This is a genomic window from Streptomyces sp. NPDC000594 (assembly GCF_040299965.1).
Taxonomy (GTDB): Bacteria; Actinomycetota; Actinomycetes; order Streptomycetales; family Streptomycetaceae; genus Streptomyces.
Genome location: NZ_JBEPCY010000016.1, coordinates 46,186 through 68,160 on the forward strand (window position 1 = coordinate 46,186; position 21,975 = coordinate 68,160).

Here is a 21,975-nt window from a genome sequence, read left to right on the forward strand (position 1 = left end):
GCGGGGGCGTTACGGGCGGGGTACGCGCCGGGAAGGAGCGGCATGGAGCCGGTGGAGGCGCTGGACCGGATCGCGTTCCTGCTGGAGCGCTCCCTGGCCGAGACCTATCGGGTACGGGCCTTCCGTACCGCGTCGGCGGCGCTCGCCGGGCTGACCGCCGATGAGATCGCCGACCGGGCGGCCTCCGGGGCGCTGGAACGGATCAAGGGCATCGGCCCGAAGACGGCCGCCGTGGTGCGCGAGGCGGTCGCGGGCGAGGTGCCGGAGTATCTGCGGGGGCTGGAGCGGGAGGCGCTGGAGTCATGGCCGGGCGCGGCGGGCGGACAGGCGCTGCGGGCCCTGCTGCGCGGCGACTGCCATCTCCACTCGGACTGGTCGGACGGCGGCAGCCCGATCGAGGAGATGGGCCGCACGGCACGGGCGCTGGGCCATGAGTGGGCGGTCCTCACCGATCACTCGCCGAGGCTGACGGTCGCCCGGGGGCTGACGGCGGAGCGGCTGCGGCACCAGCTCGATGTGGTGGCGGAGCTGAACGAGGGCTGGGCGCCGTTCCGGCTGCTGACCGGGATCGAGGTCGACATCCTGGCGGACGGCTCGCTCGACCAGGAACCCGCCCTGCTGGACCGGCTCGACGTGGTGGTCGCCTCCGTCCACTCGGAGCTGCGGATGGAGCCCGCGAGGATGACCCGGCGGATGGTGACGGCGGTGGCCGACCCCCGGGTGGATGTGCTCGGGCACTGCACCGGCCGGCTGCTCATCGGGCGCCGGACGACCGGGCGGGGCCGGCCGAGGACCGCCGAACCCCGGCCGGAGTCACGGTTCGACGCGGAGCAGGTCTTCGGGGCATGTGCCGCCCATGGCACGGCCGTGGAGATCAACAGCAGGCCGGAGCGGCTGGATCCGCCCATGCGGCTGCTGGCGGTGGCCGTCGCGGCGGGGGTCCACTTCGCGGTGGACACCGACGCGCACGCGCCGGGCCAGCTCGACTGGCAGATCCTCGGCTGCGACCGGGCGGAACGGGCCGGGGTACCGCCGGAACGGGTGATCAACACCTGGAGCGCCGGGGAGCTGCTCGCCTGGACCGGGAGCACGGGGCCGGGCGGGGCACCCCGGCCCTGACACCGGTGGGGCGCCCGGGACCTGACACCGTCTCACCCGCCGGCACCCGCATCCGGTACGGGGAGTGGCCGGGGGAACCGGGGGTAGGCGCCCGGACATGACGGTCGCGAAGACAAGTGTGCTCGTACTGGACTGCGCGGAACCCCTGGAACTGGCCGAGTTCTACGCCGCCCTGCTCGGGGCGGAGATCCACCGGGGCGACGACCCCGACTTTGTGGAGATCATCGGCCATCGCGGGGTCCATCTCGCCATCCGCAGGGACCTCGGCCACGCCCCGCCGAGCTGGCCCCGCCCCGAGGACTCGCTCCAGTCCCATCTCCGCATCCTGGTGGGCCGGGACGATCTGGACGAGGCGGAGCGGGAGGTGGTGGGGCTGGGGGCGCGCCCGGTGGAGACCGGTGAGAGAGGCGGCCCGCGCGAGGTCCGCCGCTACTCCGACCCGGCGGGCCACTCCTTCTCCCTCGCGGTCTCCCCGGCGCCGGTCACCGCCCCGCCCTCCCCCGACCACCGCTGAGCGGCACCGGGCGGGTGCCCGGGCGGTCCGGGAGGGTTTCCCGCCGGCCGGCCGGTACGGGAGGACTCCGCGCGGGGCCATGGGCGGTGCGCCGCTGACGGCGTGCGGTTCATCGATGCCGAGCCCCTGGCCCCCTCCCCTGCCCCTGACCCTGCCCCCGGAGATGCCCTGGGCATAAGCGGTCGGCAAGTGGGGTCCACAGCAGGCCCGGTGGGGCTACGCTGGCGACCCATGTCGCAGAACGGCCGTCCGTTGCCGCGCGAGGACGGTCCGGGGGCCGCGATCGTCGTCGGTGCGTTCACCCTGCCGCCGGACATCTGGCAGTCGGCCCACCGGCGCCCGGACCACCGGCTGGCGCGGGTGCCCGACGGGCTGCTCGCGGTCCGGACGGGAGCGGGCGCCTGGCTGCTGCCGCCGTCGACGGCGCTGTGGATCCCCGCCGGAGTGCCGCACGCGACCGCCGTTCTGACGGATCCCGCCGCGCCGGTCCGGATGCCCGCGATCGATCCGGCGGCCGGTCCCGGGAGCTGGTCCGAGCCGACACCGGTCCGGGTGGGGCCGCTGCTCGGCGCGCTCATCGACCATCTGGACGGCGCCGGGCCGCCGCCCGAGGCCCGCCGTCGGGCGGAGGCGGTCGTCCTCGATGTCCTGGAACCCCTGCCGGTGATAGCGGTCTCCGCGGGTGAGCCCCGCGACCCCCGGGCCCGTGCGGTGGCCCGGGGGCTCGCCCTCGACCCCAAGGACAGCCGGGGCCTGGCCGCCTGGGGCCGCGAGGTGGGCGCCAGCGCGCGCACCCTGGCCCGGCTGTTCATCGCGGAGACCGGCCTGACCTTCGGCCAGTGGCGGGAACGGCTGCGGATGCAGGCGGCGATGCCGCTGCTCGCGAGCGATCTGCCGATCGAGGCGGTGGCCCGCCGGGTGGGCTACGGCTCCGCCAGCTCCTTTGTCGCCGCCTTCCACCGGATCGTGGGCCTGACGCCCCGGCAGTACTTCCCCTGACGGTACGGGCGCCGCCCCCGCAGGACACCGGTCCACCGCCCTGCCCGGGCCCGGCCCTGCGCGGTGCTGCCCGGTGCTGCCCGGTCCTGTCACCCGATCGATGGATATTTCCCCTTGGTCATGGATCATCCCGATACCGTCGGGGAATGACGTCCGGTCAGTACGAGTACATCCACCCCTGCTGCCCCACCTGCCCTCCCATGCCCCTGCTGTGGCGGGACACCAGCACGGCCACCTGGGCGCACCCGGACCGATGGCGGTGGTACTGCTCCGGGTGCCGCGCCTTCTGGATCCCGACCGACGAGGACCGGCGGTATCACGAATGGGCCACCCGGAGGCTCACGCCCTGTCCGGTGTGAATCCACCGGCCGCCCCGGCCGCCCGGGCACTCCGGGCGCGCCGACCGACCGCCCGCGTGCTCAAGGAACCCGCGGGCCCCATCGCCCCCCGATCGCCGGGGAGATCGCACGGTGGCGCGTCCGGCGTGCGGACCGCGCCATGTCGTGAGGCGGTCGTCCCGCGTCCCCTTCCGCCGCGTTCGCTCCTCACGGACACTCCATCGGCGTGCTCCAACTCCCCCGGACCGAAACCCCTGAGGAGCGATCCCATGGCAGATGTCAATCGCCGCCGGTTTCTTCGGACAGCCGGAGCGACCGCGGCCTTCACCGCGCTCTCCGGGAGCATCGAGCGGGCCGCCGCCCTTCCGGCGCAGGGCCGTCACGGCACCATCGAGGATGTCGGGCACATCGTCGTCCTGATGCAGGAGAATCGTTCCTTCGATCACTACTTCGGCGCGCTGAGGGGAGTCCGCGGCTTCGGCGACCCCCGGCCGTTCGTCCTCGGCTCCGGGAAGCCCGTCTGGCACCAGCCGGACGGAGCCCGGGAGGTGCTGCCGTTCCGCCCGGACAGCGACGACCTCGGGATGCGGTTCATCGCGGGCCTCGCCCACAACTGGCCGGACGGCCAGCTCGCCCGGAACAACGGCCGCTGCGACCGGTGGATCCCGGGGAAGTCCGTCCGGACGATGGCCCATCTCACCCGCGAGGACATCCCGTTCCACTACGCCCTCGCGGACGCCTTCACCGTCTGCGACGCGTACCACTGCTCCTTCATCGGTGCCACCGACCCCAATCGCTACTACCTGTGGTCGGGACATACCGGCAACGACGGCCGGGGCGGCGGGCCCGTCCTCGGGAACGAGGAGGTGGGGTACGACTGGACCACCTATCCCGAGCGGCTGGAGCGGGCCGGGATCTCCTGGAGGATCTACCAGGACATCGGGGACGGTCTGGACGCCGCCGGGCGCTGGGGCTGGATCAAGGACGCCTACCGGGGCAACTACGGCGACAACTCACTGCTCTACTTCAACCAGTACCGCACCGCGCGCCCCGGCAGCCCCCTGTACGACAGGGCGCGGACGGGGACGGACGCCCGCCGGGGCGAGGGGTACTTCGACCGGCTGGAGGCGGATGTCCTGGCGGACACCCTGCCGCGGATCTCCTGGATCATCGCGCCCGAGGCGTTCTCGGAGCATCCGAACTGGCCGGTGAACTACGGCGCCTGGTACATCGCACGGGTCCTGGACGCGCTGACCGCGAACCCCGAGGTGTGGGGGCGGACCGCGCTCTTCGTCACCTACGACGAGAACGACGGCTACTTCGACCATGTGCCGCCGCCCTTCGCCCCGGCCTCCGCCGCGCAGGGCCGCTCCGGGGTGGACGCCGCCCTGGAGAACTTCCCGGGCGGCGGGAAGTACGGCGCGGGCCCCTACGGGCTGGGCCCCCGGGTGCCCACGCTGGCGATCTCGCCCTGGAGCACCGGGGGGTATGTCTGCTCGGAGACCTTCGACCACACCTCGCTGATCCGGTTCATGGAGGCGAGGTTCGGGGTGGCCGAGCCGCAGATCTCGCCCTGGCGCCGGGCCGTCTGCGGCGATCTGACCTCGGCGTTCGACTTCTCGCTGCGCAGGCCCCGACCGGTGCGGCTGCCGGACACCGACGCCTATGAGCCGCCGGACCGCGAGCGGCACCCGGACTATGTGCCGGTGCCGCCGGCCGACCCGGCGATGCCCGTACAGGAGCGGGGCCACCGGCCGGCCAGGCCGCTGCCGTACGCGCCGCTGGTCGACGGGGAGTCGGCACCGGACACCGGGCGGTTCACCCTGACCTTCAGCGGAGGGCCGGGCGCGGGGGCGTGCTTCATCGTCACCGCCGCCGACCGCGACGACGGTCCGTGGACCTACACCACGGCCGCCGGGGGACGGATCTCCGACACCTGGAACCCGGTCCACCCGCAGGACGGGTACGACCTCACCGTGTACGGTCCCAACGGCTTTCTCCGGACCTTCCGGGGGCGGAACACGACGCCGGGGCCCGAGGTGACGGCCCGCCACCGGGCCTCCCGGGGGCTGGAGCTGACCTTCACCAACCCCACCGGGACGACCCGCCTGCTCACCCTCTCCGAGGCCTACGGGGGCGGCCGGCGCACCCTCGCCGTACGGCCGGGGGCGACGGTACGGCACACCGTGCGGCTGCGGGGGCGGCGGCGCTGGTACGACGTGACGGTGGTCTCCCGGGGGGACACCCGCTTTCTGCGGCGGTTCGCCGGGCATGTGGAGAACGGCACCCCGGGGGTGAGCGACCCGGCGACCGTCACCGGCTGACCCGCTCCGCGCCGCCGGACCCGTACCGCCTACCGCCCGTACCGCCGGACCCGTACCGTCCGTATCGCCTCTACCGCCCGTACCGGCGCGCCCCGGCCGTCAGTCGCCGGGGTCCAGGGGGACCGTCCACACCAGACGGGTGCCGCCGGGCGGGGCGGGGGTGACGGTGAGGGTGCCGCCGAGGCGGGTGGCGCGTTCGGTGAGGTTGCGCAGACCGCTGCGGCGGGTGACCGTGGCCGTGTCGAGGCCCCTGCCGTCGTCGGTGACCTGGACGGTGAGGGTGCCCGAGCGCACCAGCAGGGCGACCTCGGTCCGGGCGGCGGCGGCGTGCCGGGCCACATTGGTCAGGGCCTCGCCGAGGACGGCGACGACCTCGTCGGCGACGGGACCGGGGACGGCCGTGTCGATCAGCCCCTCCATCCGCAGCGCGGGCGCGAAGCCCAGGGTGCGGGCCGCGTCCTCCAGGGCGCGTACCGTACGGACCCGCAGCCCCGGCGCCGCCGTGGCGGTCTCGCGCTCCCGCAGCCCGAAGATGGTCGATCGGATGATCTTGATCGTGTCGTCCAGGTCGTCGATGGCCCGCACCAGCCGTTCGGTGGCCTCCGGGTGCTCCACGAAGCGCCGGGCGCTCTGGAGGGTCATCCCGGTCGCGAAGAGCCGCTGGATCGCCAGGTCATGGAGGTCGCGGGCGATCCGGTCGCGGTCCGCGAGCAGCGCCATCTGTTCCGCGTCGCGCCGCCGGTCCGCCAGTTCCAGGGCGAGCGCCGCCTGTCCCGCGAAGCCGGAGAGCGGCGCGGTCTCGGCGTCGGTGAAGGGCGTACTGCCCGCCGCGCGGGCCAGCACCAGCACCCCGCGCGCCTGGCCGGTGCGCCCCACCGGGACGGCGACCGCGGGCCCGTACCCCCGCCAGCGCTCCGCCTCCGGGGCGGACCGCTCGTCCCGGGCGATGTCGGCGACGGTGACCGGCGCGCCCCGCTCCAGCGCCGCCGCCGCGAGGGTGCCGCCCACGGAGGGCGCGGAGCCCCGGTGGACCTCCGCGTCCTCGCCGAGCGCCAGCGCCTCGCGCAGCGCGCCCCCGCGTTCCACCCGGTAGACCACACCGAGTCCGCTGGCGGTGATCCGGCGGGCCCGGTCGGTCATCATCTCCAGGACCTGGATCTCCGAGGCCCCCGACAGCAGTGCGCTGGTGAAGTCCGCGCTCGCCGTCAGCCAGCGCTCCCGCAGCCGTACCGTCTCGAAGAGGCGCGCGTTCTCGATGGCGATCCCGGCGGCCACCGCCAGGGTCGCGAGCACCGCCTCGTCCTCCGCGTCGAACTCGCCGCCCCCGCGTTTCTCGGTCAGATAGAGATTGCCGAAGACCGCGTCACGGACCCGGATCGGCACCCCGAGGAAGGAGTTCATCGGCGGGTGGTGCGCCGGGAAGCCCGAGGAGGAGGGGTGCTGGGCCAGATCGGCCAGGCGCAGCGCCTCGGGGTGGCGGATCAGCTCCCCGAGCAGCCCGTGGCCCGAGGGCGGTTCGCCGATCCGGTGCCGGGTGTCGTCGTCGATCCCGACCGGGAGGAACTGGGCGAGCCGCTGCTCGTCGCCGATGACGCCGAGGGCGCCGTACTCCGCGTCGACCAGGACGACCGCGGCCTCCACGATGCCGCGCAGCACCTGCGGCAGATCGAGTTCCCGCCCGACGGAGAGGACGGCGGTGAGGAGTCCGTTGAGCCGGTCCCGGCTGCCGCGCACCTCGTCGATGCGGGACTGCAACTCGTCGATCAGCTCGTCGAGCCGCAGTCTGGGGAGGCGTTCCCCGCTCCGGGGGCCCATGGCCCGCTCGTCCCCGCCCATCGACCCTCCGTGCTCGTCCGCCCGCCCGTTCGGCCCGTTCCCGGGGCCGGTTCACCGTACCGTCCGACGGAACACACCCGTCCGGCAGGGCCGTTCGGCGCGGGGTCCGTCCCCGCCCGGCCCCTCCGCTCCCGGGGCGGCGCGGCGGATCCTTCTCGTACGGGCCGTGATGGACCCGGTGAGGACGGGCGGGAAGGGGAGGGTGGGCCGGATGAGGACGCTGAGCACGCTGTCGACGGAGCACCGGGGCCGGCTGACGCACATCGCACGGGAGGTCTCCTTCGACCAGGGCACCAGACTCTTCGAGGAGGGCGGGCCCGCGGACTCGTTCTGGATCGTGCGCACGGGTCTGGTGACCCTGGACCTCCGGGTTCCCGGGCGCCGTCCGAGGGTGATCGAGTCGCTCTCCCACGGTGAGCTGGTCGGCTGGTCCTGGCTGTTCCCGCCGTCGCCCTGGCAGATGGGCGCGGAGGCGATGACCCCGGTACGGGCGCTGGAGTTCGACGCGGCCGAGGCCCGGCGGCTCTGCGAGGCGGACCCCTGGTTCGGCCAGGAGGTGGGGATGTGGGTGGGGTCGGTGCTGGCGCGCCGGCTCCAGGCGGCGCGGACCCGGCTGCTCGATCTGTACGCCGCGCCGCGCGTCACCGGCGTCCGGGGATAGCGCCGGACGGGGACAGCGCCGGGTCGGGACCGGCGGGGCACCCGCGGGGGCGGCCGGGCAGGATGGGGACGTTCGGCCCCTGTCGCCGGGATCGTCCCCCCGGCACCCTCGAAGGGGAACCACCGAGAACCAGGGAGCCTTCGACGTGACCTCGACACCCGCCTTCAGCCCGCAGCGCCCGATCCGGGTCTTCCTTCTGGACGATCACGAGGTCGTCCGGCGGGGGGTGCGCGATCTGCTCGACGCCGAGCCGGACATCGAGGTGACCGGGGAGGCGGGCTCCGGTGAACAGGCCCTGGTCCGGGGCCCGGCGCTGCGCCCCGATGTGGCGGTGCTGGACATCCGGCTGCCGGACGGGGACGGGATCACCGTCTGCCGGGAGCTGCGGTCGCGGATGCCGGGGCTGGCCTGTCTGATGCTGACCTCGTTCGATGACGACGACGCACTGCTGGACGCCATCATGGCGGGCGCCTCGGGCTATGTGCTCAAGCAGATCAAGGGGTCGGACCTGGTGGCGGCGGTCCGTACGGTGGCCTCCGGCCAGTCGATGCTGGACGCGACGACCACCGCCCGGCTGATGAACAGTCTGCGGGCGCCCCAGGAGCCCGATCCGGAGGCGGAGCGGCTGAGCGAGCTGACGGAGCGGGAGCGGCAGATCCTGGAGCTGATCGGGGAGGGGCTGACCAACCGCCAGATCGGCAAGCGGCTCTATCTGGCGGAGAAGACGGTGAAGAACCACATCTCGCGGCTGCTGGCCAAGCTGGGTGTGGAGCGCCGGATCCAGGCGGCGGTGCTCGCCACGCAGTTCCGGCTGCCGGGGTAGAACGCGGTCCGGCCGCCGGGCCGAACGCGGTTCCGGTCGCCGACTCCCCTGAACTCCCCCTGACTCCCCGTAGGGGCCGCCCGGAACATCGGGCGGCCCCTACGGCGGTCCGCCGGGTCAGTCCTGCCCGAGCCAGAGGTCGGGGCCGAAGACCTCGTAGTGGATGTCGGCGGCGGGCACCCCGCGCTCAAGGAGCTGGGTGCGGGCGGTGCGCAGGAAGGGCAGCGGGCCGCAGAGATAGGCGGTGGTGCCCGGGGCCAGCGGGACGGCGGTGAGATCGGCACGTCCGGTGCGGTCGGCGGGCCAGTCGCCCTCGGGGGCCTCGTACCAGAGGTGGGCGGTGGCGTCGGGGAGCACGGCCAGCTGCCGCAGCAGCTCGGCGCGGAAGGCATGGGTGCGCTGGGTACGGTCGGCGTGGACGACGGTGACCGGGCGTTTGGAGCCGGTGGCGGCGAGATGCTCCACCATGGCGGCCATGGGGGTGCAGCCGATCCCGGCGGAGGCCAGCAGCACCGGCCCGTCGCCGTCCGCGAGGGTGACATCCCCGAAGGGGGTGGCGACCCGGAGGGTGTCGCCCTCCCGCACCCGGTCGTGGAGGTGGTGGGAGACCTCGCCGTCGGGTCCCTGGGCCGGGGTGCCGAGGACCCGTTTGACGCTGAACTGCAAGGCGTCGGCGGGGGCACCGGAGAGCGAGTACTGACGTATCTGGTGGGCGCCGTCGGGGAGTTCGACCTGGACGGAGACATACTGACCGGGCCGGAAGGCGGGCACGGGGGCGCCGTCGGCGGGGCGGACCAGGAAGGTGGTGACCTCGTCGGTCTCCTCCCGGCGGGCGATCACCACATGGTCGCGCAGGGTGGCGCCGGGGTCGGCCCCCGCCTCCGCGTAGAGCCGGGCCTCCAGGGCGACCAGGGCGTTCGCCATCAGCCAGTAGACCTCGTCCCAGGCGGCGGCGACCTCGTCGGTGACGGCGTCGCCGAGGACTTCGGCGATGGCGGCGAAGAGATGGGTGTGCACGATCGCGTACTGGTCGCGGGTGACCCCGAGGGAGGCGTGCTTGTGGGCGATCCGGGCGAGCATCGCGTCCGGCCGGGTGTCGGGGTGGTCGAGGAGCGCGGTGGCGAAGGCCGCGATGGAGCCGGCGAGCGCCTGCTGCTGCTCGCCGCTGGCCTGGTTGCCCCGGTTGAACAGGTCCCGCAGCAGGGCGGGGTGGGCGGTGAAGAGCCGGTCGTAGAACGTCCTGGTGATCTCGCCGATGGCGCCGCCCACGGCGGGCAGCGTGGCGCGGATCGTCCCGGCGGACTTCTCTGACAGCATCGTCGGACTCCCGAGATAGGGGTACGGGGATGTGCGCGCCGGACACCCGGTCCACCCGCACCGGCGCGGGGCCGGTACGGCGGGGGGTGTCAGCTCCGGGGCCCTGGCGGACCCAGCGGCAGACCGAGGAGGACCGGGCCGGTGGGCGAGGTCACGAGGTCGTCGACGGTGTACGGGTCGAGGACCGCGTAGAACGCCTCCTGCGCGGTGCGCAGTACGGAACGGAGCCGGCAGGCGGAGCGCAGGGGGCAGGGCGGGTCGTCCTCGCAGCCGACGACATCGCCGGTCCCCTCCAGCTCCCGCACGAGCCGACCGATCGAGCCGGTGCGCCCGGCGGTGGTGAGCGCCAGCCCGCCGCCGCGTCCGCGCCGCGCCTCGACCGCACCGAGGTGCTGGAGGCGGGTGACGACCTTCGCCGCGTGGGTGTAGGGAACGCCGACGGCGTCGGCCACCTCGCGGGTGGTCGGGGCGGGTTCGTCGCCGAGCACCGCGAGTCGCATCGCGATGCGCAGCGCCAGATCGGTGCCTTTGGTCAGTCGCACGGTCCCACCGTAGCTTAATGCGAATCTGAAATACCAATTAAGGTGTACGGGGCAACTCCCCGCACCCCGAACCGGTCGACGCGGGCGCGCGGGCGCACGCCCGGAGCACTCCGGCCCGACCGGCCACGCCTCGCGGGGAGCCGGCCGCGCCTCACGGGCAGTCGGCCGCCCCGCGTTGACCCGAACGCCTCCGGCGCCCGTGGAAACGGTTACCCGGGGCCGCCCCGGGCCCACACCCGGTCACCGAGCGGCCCGCACGCCGCCGAGGAGAGAGCCGAATGTCCGTATTATCCGTCCTAGAACTTCCGGAGACCGTCACCGGTTCGGCCGCCGATCGGGCGCTCGGTGCCACCCTGATCGACATCTGGCGCACCCGGGGGATCATCCAGCTGGCCACCCGCAGGGCACAGCGGGATCTCATGGCGGCGGCCCTGCGGGAGAGCAGGCGGTTCTTCCATCAGCCCCTCGCCCACAAGCAGCGGCACCGCAACGACCTCACCTACAGCGGATACACCGGCTCCGGCGAGACGGGCCCGGCGCACGGGCGCGCGCTGCCCGAGGCCTTCGCCGTCTGCAAGGACGTTCCCGCCGACGATCAGCGCACCCTCTCCCGCTGGCCCTGCCACGGGCCGGTTCCCTGGCCGGACCCCGCCTACCGGACCTGTGTCCGGGCGCTGCTGGCGGAGCTGGAGTCACTGGGCGGACGGATCCTGGCACTCACCGCGCTCGGGCTGGGCCTGGAGGACCCCCTCGCCCTCACCACCCTCACCGATGACGGCTGGCACCATATGCGGCTGCTGCGCTTCCCCTCCACGATGGGCTCGGACGCGGGGCGCGGTATCGGCACCCCCTTCGACTACGGACTGCTCCTGATCGCCGTCCAGGACGACACCGGCGGACTGTGGGTACGGCCTCCGGCGGCCGGCCCGGACTCCGCCTGGTCCCTGACACCTCCTCTTCCCGATGTGCTGACCGTGCTCCCGGGGCCCGTCCTCCAGATCCTCAGCGGCGGCCAGGTGCGGTCGACCCCGCACCGGGTCCGGCCCACCGACCGCGAACGGCATGTCATCGCCTACTTCCACGAGCCCAACTTCCAGGCCCTCGTACAGCCGCTGCGGCACACCCGCGGCGGTGGCGACCCGCTCCCGCCCGACATGGAGCGGCGGGTCCATTACGGAACTCATGTCACCAGCATGTTCATGCGCTGTTATCCGGAGCGGCTCACCACCCGGCGCCTGCGGGACGAGGGCGGACTGGACAGGCTCGCCCGGCTCCGCGCGGGCGCGGGACTGGACTGAGGGTCCCGCCGCCGATCCGGCCCCGGGGGCGGTACGGCCGTGGTCCGCGGGGTCATGGCGGTCGCCTCCCGGGGTGCCCGGCGGCACCCGGCGCCACGGTCCGGTCCCCGGGGGTCATGGGAGTCGCCTGCTGCGCACCCGGTCCCGCAGCGGCATGCAGAACCAGAAGCCGAAAAGCCAGCAGAGGATCGCGGCCGAGAGGGCGGCGGCGAGCGCGGTGTGCATCACCACACTGAGCACCAGCAGGACCGCGCAGGTCAGCGCGAGCATCAGCAGGACCAGACCCCAGAGCGCGAGCCGGCCCGAGACGGCGACCAGCCGGTCCTTGCGCCGGGGGTCGGAGACCAGCCGGTGGAAGGGGGCGGGCGCGGTGAGCAGCCCGAACGACGCCAGCGCCAGGACCAGCGAGGCGACATAGATGACCCGGTCGGAGGTGTCGAACCCGGCGAAGCGCGGGGTCACCGAGACCGCCATGAGAAAGCCCAGCAGGAACTGGAGGGCGGTCTGGGCGACCCGCACCTCCTGGAGGATCTCCGCGTACGCCTGGGTGCAGGTCTCGGTCGGGGCGACCCCGGGTGGCAGCGGGGCCGGCGCGGGTGCCGCCGCGTCCCGGGCACCGGGGAGGGCGACCGGCTCGGCCGACCGCTCCGGTACCCGTACCAGACCCCGCACTCTGAGCCGGTCCTCACCCGGCGCCTGGCTCCGCTGAGGGGGGATCAGCGTCGCGCGCCCCAGCTGCCTGCGGGTGCCCGCGCTCTCCCAGCGCGCCCTGAGCTGTGGCTTCCCTCCCTGGACCGGCACCTTCTCCCACTGTGCGACCAGGGGCTTCCGATACGTGAACGAGTGGTTCGGGACCGCGTCCCGGATGGACTTGCGCGATACGAATGCTCCGTCGTCGATGTCGGACATTGCCGACCTCCCGATGCTGAGGAGGGCTGAGGCCCTGTGTCACCTCACTGTGTGTCTAGTAGTACGGCAATGTGTTCACCAAAGGTTCACCTACAGTCCACTTTGACTTAAACTGAATCACCTTTTATTCGCTCCCCAACTGCCGTCGACGACCGTGCAGTTCAGAGAGTGCAACGCGACAACCGCACAGGCGGTTCAATCCGGCCATCACCCCTTGAGGGGTCCTGTCGCCCTCCCGCGCGACACCACTCCGGTACGGGTGGCGCGCGAAGGCCCCGCCTCCGGTGACGGAGACGGGGCCAGGGCCGGGGAAGCGTCAGTGCGGGATGAGGGGTACGGGGTCAGGGGTGCGGAATCACGGGTGCGGGGTCAGGGGTGCGGGGTCAGGGGTGCGGGGTCAGGGGTGCGGGACGACCGCCACCGGGACGGTGGCGTGGTGCAGAACGGCATGGGTGACGGAGCCGATCCGGCCGCCGAAGGGGGTGGCCCGCCGGATCCGGCGGCCGACGACGAGCAGGGCCGCCTCCCGGGCGGCCGTCACCAGGAGTTCGGCCGCCTTGCCGGGGACCGCGTCGGCGGTGACCGCCACGGTGGGGTACTTCCGCCGCCAGGGGGCCAGCACCTCACGCACCACCTCCGCCTCGGCCTCGCCCAACTGCCGGTCCAGCTCCGGGTCGGGCGGCAGACCGTAGGCGAAGTACGGCGGGAGACTCCAGCCGTGGACCACCCGCAGGGCCGTACGGTGACGCGCGGCCGTGTCGAACGCGAAGGCGATCAGCGCGTCGTCGGGGGCGTTGGCGTCCAGCCCCAGCACCACCGGGCCGTCCCATCCGACGACGGCACCGGGCCAGCCGTCGGCCCCGGACTCGGCTTCGCTCCCGCTCCCGTCCCCGGGGACGCGTACCAGGACCACCGGCCGTTCGGTACGGGCGACCACCTGCTGGCCCACCGAGCCGAGCAGGAAGCCGACGGCCCCGCTCAGCCCCCGGGAGCCGAGCACCAGCAGCTCGGCCTCCTCCGCCGCCTCGGGGAGCAGCTCCCCGGGGCGGCCCGTGAGCTGCTCCCAGACCACCTCAAGACCGGGGTGGCGGGCACGGAGTTCATCGGCGGCCTCCCTGGGCAGCCGTTCGGACTCCGTCCGCCGGGTCTCCGCGCCCATGAACGGGACCTGGAGCAGTGGCACCGGCTCCCAGACGCCGACCAGTCTCAGTGGCAGCCCCCGCGACAGCGCTTCCTGGGCGGCCCAGGCCGCGGCGGCCAGGCTTTCCGGGGAACCGTCGACACCGACGGTGACGGTGCGGGTCATGGTGCACACCTCCTGGAACCGTGCGGGGGACCGGGAAGGTCCCCCGCTCCAGCATGGGCTCCCTCCCGCGCGGGCGCGAGGGGCCGCAGGTCCCGGGCGGCCGGGGCGCCGGTCCCCTCCCCCGGGGGCCGACCGGCCCGGCCGTCCCGTACACCGCTTGCTCCACCCCGGTCGGCGGCCCGTGCCCGGCGGCCCACCGGAGGCCCCCTCCGCATCGGGGCCCGGCCCTGGACTCCCGGGACGGGAGGAAGCCCAAGTACCGTGAAACCATGGCTGGTTCACCGGACGGACAGCGGCGCGCCGGGCACGCGGGGTGGGGGCGGTCCTTCGCACGGAGGAGGCGATGACCGCGTCGGCGGGCGCGCTGGGCCGCCCTTTCTGGATCTTCTGGACCTCCACCAGCGCCGCGAACCTCGCCGACGGCATCCGCGCCGGAGCCTTCCCCCTGATCGCGGCGGCGCTCACCCGGGACCCCTTCGGTGTGGCCCTGGTCGCCGCCTGCCAGCAGGGCGCCTGGCTGTTCTTCGGGCTCGCCGCCGGGCTGCTGGCCGACCGCCGCTCCCCCGCCCGGGTGGTCGCGGTCGCCGACGCCGTACGGGTGACGACCCTCGCCGGACTCCTCACCGTGCTGCTGCTGGAGGCCGCGACGATCCCGGTGCTCGCGGGCGCGGCGTTCGCGCTGGGCGCCGCCGAGACCTTCCGGGACACCTCCGCGCAGAGCGTCCTTCCCCGGCTGGTCACCGAGGGTCAGCTGGAGCGGGCCAATGGAAGGCTCTTCGGCACGGAGATCGTCGGCAATGAGTTCCTCGGCCCGTTGCTCGGGGCCGCTCTGATCGGGGTCGCGCTCACCGTGCCCGTCGCGGTCGACGCGGCGGTGCTGCTGGTCGCGCTGCTGCTGGTGTCGGCGCTCCCCCGTACCCCCGCGACGCGGGCCCCGGCCGACGGGGTCCAGGGGACCGAAGGGTTCACCGGGGCTGATGAGACCGATGGGGCCAAGGGGGCTGCCAAGGGCACTGGAGGAACCGGCCGGGACGGGGGTGGCCGGGACCGGGCGGGGGAAAGTCCGGCACTCACCGCCGAGTTGCTGCGCGGGGCCCGCTGGCTGCTCCGCCATCCGCGCCAGCGGGCGATCACCTGCGCCGGAGCGGTGATCTGCTGCGCCGATGCCGCCTGGTGGTCGGTGCTGGTGCTCTACAGCGACCGTGCGCTCGGCGTCCCGGTCGCCGCCTTCGGCCTGTTGCTGGCGGCGGGCGCGGTGGGCGGCACCGTCGGGGCGCTGACGGCCGGGCGGCTGGCCGGCCGCTTCACCCCTCGCGCCCTGCTGAGCACGGCGGCCGGGGCGACCGGTCTGCCCGCCGTGGTCATCGCCCTCGACGACAGCCCGTGGACGGCCGGGGCGATGCTCGCCGTCAGCAGCGCGGGCTTCGCGCTCTGGAATGTGGTCGCCCTCTCCGCACGGCAGCGCGAGACCCCCCGTCACCTCCTGGGCCGGGTCACGGCCGTGCACCGGATCGCCCTCTACGGCAGCGGTACGGCGGGCGCGCTCCTGGGCGGCTGGGCGGCGGGGGCCCTCGCCCTCACCGTGCCCTTCCACGCGGCCGGACCGTCGGCGGTGCTGGCCGCCGTCGGACTGCTGATCGCCCTGGACCGCCGCACCGGCTGACGCACCGGCCGATCGCGGCCCACGGCCAGCTCGCGCGGGGAGCCGATCGCGCGGGGAGCCGTTCCTACGACGCCGTGGCCGGTACGGTCTCCTCCGGCCGGCCCCGGTGGTGGCGCCACTCCGGGGCGAGGACGGACATCACCGTGGCGTCGATCCGTTCGCCCTCCCAGAGCAGCGCGCCCCGCAGGACGCCCTCGGCGACGAAGCCCGCCTTCTCGTAGACCCGCCGGGCCCGGGGGTTGAAGGCGTACACCTCCAGGGAGACCCGGTGGAGTCCCAGCGTCTCGAAGGCATGGGCCAGGACCAACCGGGTGGCCTCGGTGCCCAGGCCCCGGCCGAAGGTGCCGGGGACGAAGCAGATACGGAAGCTACAGGCGCCGTTGGGCTCGTCCCACTCGTTCAGGACGACCTCGCCGACGACCGCGCCCGTCGCCCGCTCCACGACGGCGAGATCCAGCCGGTCGTCCTGCTCGCCCCGGCTCGCGTACCAGGCCCGGACCTTCGCCGGCTCGAAGACGGTGGCGCTGCCGGTCAGCCGGGAGGTCTCCGGGTCGTTGAGCATCGGCATCAGCGCGGCGGTGTCCTCGGCGGTGACGGGCCGCAGGACGACCAGGTCGCCCGGGAGGGTGGGCTTGGCGCGGAAGTCGGGGACGGGTGCGGCGGGTATGGCGGGTGCGGCGGGTGCGGGTGCGGGGTCGGTCGAGGTCATACGGGCATGGTCGCAGCCGCCCGGGTGGATCTCCTCCGGTTTTCCGGCGGGCCGGAAGGTGCCGGGCCGCCGCCACCGTGGTGAAAGCGGATGCTCCGTTCGGGTCGGAGCGGACGGCAGGGGGCCGTCCCCGCCGGTGCGGCGGGTACGGTCCGCTCGACACCTCCCCGGTCGGACGCCCCGGACACCCCCGGGCCGTGCGCCCTCCGGTCACCCTCCCCTTCCCGGCGGGCCGCCCGATCGCCGAGATGGCCCCGATCGCCCGATCCTCGCCCGCAGGATCCCGCACCCCTAGGAGCGCCCATGCGCGTCCGTACGGCTCTCGCCGCCCTCGCCCTGGCCACCGCCGGACTGCTCGGCGGCTCCGCCCCCGCCGCCGCCTCCACCGCGCCCACCGGTATCGAGTTCGGCGACATCTTCGTGTCCTCCGAGGACAACCCGGCGGGGGTCGGCGGCTGCAACGCCGGGACGGTCTCGCTCTCGCCGTCGGCCCAGTGCGGCCTGTTCCACATCGCCCCCGCGTGACCGCACCGCGCTGACCGGCGTACGGGGGTGACCGGGCCGGTCACCCCCGTACGCCGGTGGCCCGGTCAGGCGGCGGAGACCACCTTGGCCAGGAAGGCGTCCAGATGGGCCATGGCCCTGGCGCTGCGCTCCGCCACGGTCAGGGTCTCCTCGTGCTGCCGGGTGCGCAGCGCGGGCCGCCGCAGGCCGCGCAGATAGAGCGAGCAGGCGAGATCGGCGCAGAGATAGATCCCGGCCGAGTCGCCCTCACGCCCCCGGGCCCCGGCGAGCGGGGCGACGAAGAGCGACACCCCGGACGAGGCGTGCCCGGTGAAACAGATCGAGCAGAGGCTCGACCGCGTCGCACTGGACGCGGAGACGGCGGGGGCCCGCAGCACGATCCCGACGGGCCCGTCCGAACCGTGCCGGGGTCCCGGCGCCACCAGCGCCGCGCGCAAGGGGGCCCCGGGGTCGATCCAGCCGAGGTAGTCGTAGTTCTCCCAGTCCAGCCCGGCGAGGCCGGCGGGCATCCGAAGGCGGCTCGCCTCCCCCTTGGAGCAGTTCACCAGGGATCGACGGATCTGTTTCTCACTGAGCGGTTCCACGGCGAAGGACCGTACCCGGCCGCCCCCGTCCCCGTCATCCGGTTTTCCTCCCGCCCCCCGCCGACACCCCGGCACGCTCAGCGGTACCGCCCGTACCCGTACCCGGACCCGCCGTCCGATCCACGGCCCCATGCCCGAATGGCCGGTCGACGCGGCGACGTCCCCGCGGTGAACGGCTCGGGGCGGAGTAGGCGGCAACCTCAGGGCGTCGGGCGGGCCAGGCGGTAGAGGACGTTCGGGCGGAGGGGGCCCTCGGGGGCGGTGGGGTCGTCGAAGTCGGCGGACGGGTCGTGGGTCATGCCGATCCGGTGCATCACGGCGCGGGAGCGGAGGTTTCCGGCCGTGGTCACCGCGAGGATCTCGGGGAGTCCGAGGGTGTCGAAGCCATGGGCCAGGACGGTCCGCGCGGCCTCGGTGGCGTAGCCGTGGCCCCAGGCCGGGCGGGCGAGGCGCCAGCCGATCTCGACGCCGGTGAACGGCATGCCGTCGTCCACCCGGTCCAGGCCGGCGAAGCCGATGAACTCGCCGGTGGCCCGTACCTCGACCGCCCACCAGCCATGGCCCCGCTGGTCGAACTCCGCCCGGAACAGATCCACGGAGGCGTCGCTCTGCTCCCGGGTCAGCGGATCGCCCAGGTGCTCCCGGACCTCGGGATCGGCGTTCATCGCCGCCCAGGGGGCACGGTCGGAGTCACGCCATCGGCGCAGGGTGAGGCGGTCGGTACGCAGTTCTGCCATGGTGCCCAGCCAACGTGACCCGGGGTCCCGGGGCAATTCCTTTTCCTCAGGGGACCCGGCGGTGCAGCCAGGGGCCGGCCGCCGACAGGGTGGTGGGGTCGCCGTCGCGGAGGGGGGCGAAGGCACGGCGGTGGACGGCGAGGGCCGGGGCCGGGGTGGACGGCGAGGACAGGGGGCGCACGGTCCAGCGGACGGTGGACAGCGTTGCGACATCCCGGGTGAGGGCCGGGAGGGCGGCCGGTGGCGGGATCGCGTCGGCGTCGAGGACAAGGACACGGTCCAGCCCCCGCACGGCGGCGTCCCCGGCGATCTGCCGGAGGACGGCGGCACGGTCCAGGACGGTGGGCGGCCGGGCCGACGGCGGGGGCATGAGCCATTCGGTGAGCCAGCCGATGTCCAGCGCGTCGAGGGCGCCCCGGGCATGGTCCGCCGTGGCCGGTGAGCCATCGCCCACCAGACAGACGACCGCGTCGAAGTGGGCCAGCGGACCGTCGAGCTGGCGCCGGGCGAGGGCGAGGAGATCGCGGCTCGGCCGCTCGCCGAGCAGCTCGGACAGATGGGCCGTCAGCCCCTCGGTGCCGAGGCCGAGTTCACGGTGGCCGATGAGGTAGTTGCGGACCCGTTCGACCATCCCGATCGGAAAGGTGGGCCCGTGCGGCCGGGTGAAGCGGTGCAGCCAGCGGACCCCCGGATGGCACATCACCCGCCCGCCCGCACGGCGGAACTTCTCGTGCAGATAGCCCTCTTCGCCGCCGTGCGCGCGCAGCCTCGGATTGAGACCGGGCCAGGCCCCGGTACGGCAGGCGAAGAGCCCCAGCCCCTGGAGCCCCACCTCGAAGGGCCGGCCGCCGGGCTCCTCCCCCCGGGGATCGGTACGCCAGACACCGAGCATGCCGTCGTTCCACTCCGGGTCCATATGGGTCGAGGGCGGCTGCCGCTCGTCGTCCAGGGGATCCGCGAGCATGGGGCCCTGGAGCAGATCGCGGCAGTCCGGCCGGTCCTCGAAGTACTCCAGCACCGCACGGACCGACCCCGGGGCGAGAAGGACATGGGAGTCCAGGCAGAGGGTGACGGGCGAGGAGGCGACCCGGAGGACCAGATCCCGGACGGCGGTGCTCGCGTACGGGCCGAAGGGGATGTGGCGGTAGCCCGGCACCAGATCCGCGAGGGCCCGCAGCGACGGCGAGACCGGGCCCGATGGATGGTTGTCCACCACGACGAACTCCGCGTCGGCCAGCTCCCTGGCATGGAAGAGGCGCAGCGCCTGGAGGGTGAAGTAGACGCCGTCGTAGTCGTCGTAGGTCGCCATGCCCACGGTGATCCGGGTCATCGCCGCCCGGCTTCCGGCAGACCGGCCGTCTCGGTGAACTCCCGTAATGACAGCCGCCGTTGATGCTCCGGGAAGGGCCGTTCACCGGCCGGATGCGTCCCGCGCATATAGTGCCGCTGCCACATATCGGCCGCCACGGCGGGGTCCGCCGCCACCATCTCGTGTGCGAAGGCCATCCTGCTGTCGTGCCAGGCCCGGTGGTCGTCGGCGTCGGGCATCTCGGCGAGGGGGGCGTACGCGGGCCCGAACCGCTCCAGCTCGCCGCGGCGTTGCGGAACCAGCATCAGTACGGGCTCCCCCGCCGCGAAGCCGATGTCGGCATCGGCTCTGGTGATCTTCCAGTTCATGGTGAAGGTGGCCACCGCCCAGTCGGTCTCGATCAGTCCCTCCAGCGGGTGCGCGCCGTCCTTGGGCAGATTGGCGGGGCCACGGACCAGCAGATTCCAGCCGGGCGGGGTGCGGAGCAAATAGGGGATGTGGAAGGTCAGGATCCCGTGGCCGAAGTGGCTCATGGCGATACGGGGACCGGTGTCCCCGTCCCCGTCCCCCTCCCCGTACCGCACCCTCAGATCGGCCGTGGACGTACCACCGTTCCAGCGCACTGTGAAGGCACGGTCGTTGAGGATCCACCAGCCGTTCTGGTTGGCCATGAGCAGCGGCAGACAGCGATAGGCGTAGCGCAGGGTGTCGTCCCACCACTCCCGCCGGCCGGGCGCGGGGACGATGGGCAGGTCGGGAGTGTCGGGCAGCCGGTACGCCAGCAGCCGCGGCACCGGACCGGCCGGACCGGATGGGTCGGTCGAACCGGATGGACCGGATGGGTCAGTCGGGTCGTAGAGGTCGGTCGGGCCGGTCGGGTCTTCGGGGGGCAAGGGCCGGTCTCCAGAGGGGAGGCCGGCCGGTGTGCCGACGGCCATGGCGCGTCGGCACACCGGCCGGTCACGATCGAGCGTGCCAAGCGCTAGACGGGAAGGATCCTGATCCTGGTGGCTCCGGAGGCGAAGGCATGGGTGCCGAGGACAAAGGCGACCGGCTGTTCGCCCGCCGCCGTACCGGAATCGATCAGCAGTTCCGGTACGAGGACGATCCACTGCGCCGGGTCGGGCGGCAGATTCACCGCGAGGGCCGGGATCGTCAGCACCCGGCCGTCGGCGGAGACCGTACCGGTGTGCCGGGTCTCCCCGCTCGCGTCCGACCGGTACATCCCGACGGTGGCGGCGGCGAACCGCGTACCCGCCGGGGCCGTGACCGTCAGCGGCTCGGCGCCGATCCGGTGCGTCCCGCTGTTCCGGACCAGCACCGAGGGATACAGCGCCCACGACGCCCCGGCGGGCGCCTCATGGAACGGGGTGCGTTCCTGCACCGACGCCCGCAGTCCGAGGACGGTGATCCGGGTGGGGCCGGTGGCGAAGGCGGGTGCGCCCAGCGCGAAGGTGACGGTCACATCGCCGGGGGCCGCGCCGGAGTCGATCTGAACCTCCGCGACCAGGACGATCCACCGCGCCGGGTCGGGCGGCAGGTTCACCGCGAGGGCCGGGATCGTCAGCACCCGGCCGTCGGCGGAGAGGGTGCCGGTGTGCTGGGTCTCCCCGCTCGCGTCCGACCGGTACATCCCGACGACGGCGCTGGAGAACCGCGTACCCGCCGGGGCCGTGACCGTCAGCGGCACCGAACCGATCGGGTGCGCCCCGGTGTTCCGGATCAGCACCGACGAGTACACCCATGCCTCACCCGGGTTCTTCGCCGGTGTGGGGGGCCGCTCCGCCACGGAGGCCTTCAGCGGCGGAGGCGGCGGCGGGGTCGGCGCGGGGGTGGGGGCAGGAGTGGGCGCGGGGGTCGGCGCGGGCGTGGGAGCGGGCGTCGGGGGAGGAGTCGGCGGAGGGGTCGGCCGGGGTGTCGGCGCGGGCGTGGGCACCGGAATCCACGGCAGCGGGATCCAGATGCCCCTGGTCTGCGCGACCACCTCCCCCGCTTCGGCCCCGGGCTCCCCCACCGGTCCCGTCCCGGCCTCCCCCACCGGCTCTGCTCCGGCGTCCTCCACCGGCACGATTCCGCCGCCGTCCGCCCCTTCGAGCCCGGGGCCCTCCACCACTTCGAGTCCGGGACCCTCCACCACTTCGAGTCCGGGACCCTCCACCACTTCGAGTCCGGGGCCTTCCCCGGCTTCGGCTCCGGGGTCCTCCACCGGCTGTTCCGGCGTGCTCGGATCGTCGCTCATGACACCTTCCGTTTCCTGGGATCGATGCGGATGTGCGCGGGAACCTCTGCCGATGGAGCTGTGCCGATGGCTTGTGCCCAGGGAGCAGGGCCCATGGGCCGGTGACGGATACGGGCGGGCGCGGGCGGTGCGGGCGGCCCGCCGGACACATACCCACCGCGCCGCCGGGGCAGGAGCTTGCAGACGGAGGCCCCTGCCATGATCAGCGTGGTCGCCGCGACCA

20 protein-coding genes are annotated in these 21,975 nt (G+C 74.0%); 9 read left to right on the forward strand and 11 right to left on the reverse strand.

Translation table 11 applies throughout. The features are described 5' to 3' along the window. Positions 1-42: 42 nt before the first annotated feature. The 4 genes from ABT354_RS22125 (at position 43) to ABT354_RS22140 (ending at position 5,294) form a co-directional block, all read left to right on the forward strand. Positions 43-1,119, forward strand: coding sequence for a PHP domain-containing protein (locus ABT354_RS22125; protein ID WP_351496391.1), 1,077 nt, complete (start codon positions 43-45; stop codon positions 1,117-1,119). Positions 1,120-1,216: 97 nt separating this feature from the next. Continuing rightward, positions 1,217-1,633 carry a VOC family protein gene (locus ABT354_RS22130; RefSeq protein ID WP_351496393.1) on the forward strand — a complete coding sequence of 139 codons (417 nt, stop codon included), beginning with the start codon at positions 1,217-1,219 and terminating at the stop codon, positions 1,631-1,633. Between the two features lie 231 nt (positions 1,634-1,864). Continuing rightward, positions 1,865-2,632 (forward strand): helix-turn-helix domain-containing protein, encoded by a 768-nt coding sequence (locus tag ABT354_RS22135; RefSeq protein ID WP_351496395.1) that lies wholly within the window; start codon positions 1,865-1,867, stop codon positions 2,630-2,632. A gap of 607 nt (positions 2,633-3,239) precedes the next feature. Continuing rightward, the gene (locus ABT354_RS22140; protein WP_351496397.1) at positions 3,240-5,294 is read left to right on the forward strand and encodes a phosphocholine-specific phospholipase C; all 2,055 of its coding nucleotides are present in this window, start codon (positions 3,240-3,242) and stop codon (positions 5,292-5,294) included. Between the two features lie 99 nt (positions 5,295-5,393). On the opposite strand, the gene ABT354_RS22145 is transcribed toward ABT354_RS22140, so the two are convergent. Then, positions 5,394-7,130 carry a GAF domain-containing sensor histidine kinase gene (locus ABT354_RS22145; RefSeq protein WP_351496399.1) on the reverse strand — a complete coding sequence of 579 codons (1,737 nt, stop codon included), beginning with the start codon at positions 7,128-7,130 and terminating at the stop codon, positions 5,394-5,396. A 211-nt stretch (positions 7,131-7,341) separates the two neighbouring features. Here ABT354_RS22145 and ABT354_RS22150 point away from each other — a divergent pair, with 211 nt between their 5' ends. Further along, complete coding sequence (locus ABT354_RS22150; RefSeq protein ID WP_351496401.1) at positions 7,342-7,791, forward strand: Crp/Fnr family transcriptional regulator; 450 nt, start codon at positions 7,342-7,344, stop codon at positions 7,789-7,791. 145 nt (positions 7,792-7,936) lie between these two features. Next, the gene (locus ABT354_RS22155) at positions 7,937-8,614 is read left to right on the forward strand and encodes a response regulator (protein WP_351496403.1); all 678 of its coding nucleotides are present in this window, start codon (positions 7,937-7,939) and stop codon (positions 8,612-8,614) included. A 117-nt stretch (positions 8,615-8,731) separates the two neighbouring features. On the opposite strand, the gene ABT354_RS22160 is transcribed toward ABT354_RS22155, so the two are convergent. Continuing rightward, positions 8,732-9,931 (reverse strand): globin domain-containing protein, encoded by a 1,200-nt coding sequence (locus ABT354_RS22160; RefSeq protein ID WP_351496405.1) that lies wholly within the window; start codon positions 9,929-9,931, stop codon positions 8,732-8,734. A gap of 89 nt (positions 9,932-10,020) precedes the next feature. Next, positions 10,021-10,473: an RrF2 family transcriptional regulator gene (locus ABT354_RS22165; RefSeq protein WP_351496408.1), complete on the reverse strand. Its 453-nt coding sequence runs from the start codon at positions 10,471-10,473 to the stop codon at positions 10,021-10,023. 278 nt (positions 10,474-10,751) lie between these two features. Here ABT354_RS22165 and ABT354_RS22170 point away from each other — a divergent pair, with 278 nt between their 5' ends. After that, a complete protein-coding gene (locus ABT354_RS22170; protein ID WP_351496410.1) occupies positions 10,752-11,771 on the forward strand; it encodes a 2-oxoglutarate and iron-dependent oxygenase domain-containing protein in 1,020 nt (339 codons plus the stop codon). Positions 11,772-11,885: 114 nt separating this feature from the next. Here ABT354_RS22170 and ABT354_RS22175 read toward each other — a convergent pair whose 3' ends face one another. Both ABT354_RS22175 and ABT354_RS22180 read right to left on the reverse strand, forming a co-directional pair. After that, on the reverse strand, positions 11,886-12,680 hold the full coding sequence (locus tag ABT354_RS22175) for a DUF6328 family protein (protein WP_351496412.1): 795 nt from the start codon (positions 12,678-12,680) through the stop codon (positions 11,886-11,888). A 397-nt stretch (positions 12,681-13,077) separates the two neighbouring features. After that, a complete protein-coding gene (locus ABT354_RS22180) occupies positions 13,078-13,986 on the reverse strand; it encodes a universal stress protein (protein WP_351496414.1) in 909 nt (302 codons plus the stop codon). A gap of 343 nt (positions 13,987-14,329) precedes the next feature. Between ABT354_RS22180 and ABT354_RS22185 the strand changes: the two genes are divergently transcribed. Then, on the forward strand, positions 14,330-15,649 hold the full coding sequence (locus ABT354_RS22185; protein ID WP_351496416.1) for an MFS transporter: 1,320 nt from the start codon (positions 14,330-14,332) through the stop codon (positions 15,647-15,649). 64 nt (positions 15,650-15,713) lie between these two features. On the opposite strand, the gene ABT354_RS22190 is transcribed toward ABT354_RS22185, so the two are convergent. Next, a complete protein-coding gene (locus ABT354_RS22190; RefSeq protein WP_502983473.1) occupies positions 15,714-16,358 on the reverse strand; it encodes a GNAT family N-acetyltransferase in 645 nt (214 codons plus the stop codon). Between the two features lie 303 nt (positions 16,359-16,661). On the opposite strand from ABT354_RS22190, the gene ABT354_RS22195 reads away from it, so the two are divergent. Next, positions 16,662-16,883: a hypothetical protein gene (locus ABT354_RS22195; RefSeq protein WP_351496418.1), complete on the forward strand. Its 222-nt coding sequence runs from the start codon at positions 16,662-16,664 to the stop codon at positions 16,881-16,883. Positions 16,884-16,948: 65 nt separating this feature from the next. On the opposite strand, the gene ABT354_RS22200 is transcribed toward ABT354_RS22195, so the two are convergent. The 5 genes from ABT354_RS22200 to ABT354_RS22220 all read right to left on the reverse strand — a co-directional run bounded on the left by ABT354_RS22200 (position 16,949) and on the right by ABT354_RS22220 (position 21,752). Next, positions 16,949-17,467 carry an FBP domain-containing protein gene (locus ABT354_RS22200; protein WP_351496420.1) on the reverse strand — a complete coding sequence of 173 codons (519 nt, stop codon included), beginning with the start codon at positions 17,465-17,467 and terminating at the stop codon, positions 16,949-16,951. Between the two features lie 200 nt (positions 17,468-17,667). Beyond that, positions 17,668-18,204: a GNAT family N-acetyltransferase gene (locus ABT354_RS22205; protein WP_351496422.1), complete on the reverse strand. Its 537-nt coding sequence runs from the start codon at positions 18,202-18,204 to the stop codon at positions 17,668-17,670. A gap of 46 nt (positions 18,205-18,250) precedes the next feature. After that, entirely contained in the window at positions 18,251-19,534 is a 1,284-nt protein-coding gene (locus ABT354_RS22210; protein WP_351496424.1) for a glycosyltransferase family 2 protein, read from the reverse strand. Further along, positions 19,531-20,307 (reverse strand): DUF6065 family protein, encoded by a 777-nt coding sequence (locus tag ABT354_RS22215; RefSeq protein WP_351496426.1) that lies wholly within the window; start codon positions 20,305-20,307, stop codon positions 19,531-19,533. Before ABT354_RS22215 ends, ABT354_RS22210 begins: the two co-directional genes overlap by 4 nt. Positions 20,308-20,495: 188 nt before the next feature. Continuing rightward, positions 20,496-21,752, reverse strand: a complete 1,257-nt coding sequence (locus ABT354_RS22220; protein WP_351496428.1) for a hypothetical protein — start codon at positions 21,750-21,752, stop codon at positions 20,496-20,498. Positions 21,753-21,975 lie beyond the last annotated feature (223 nt).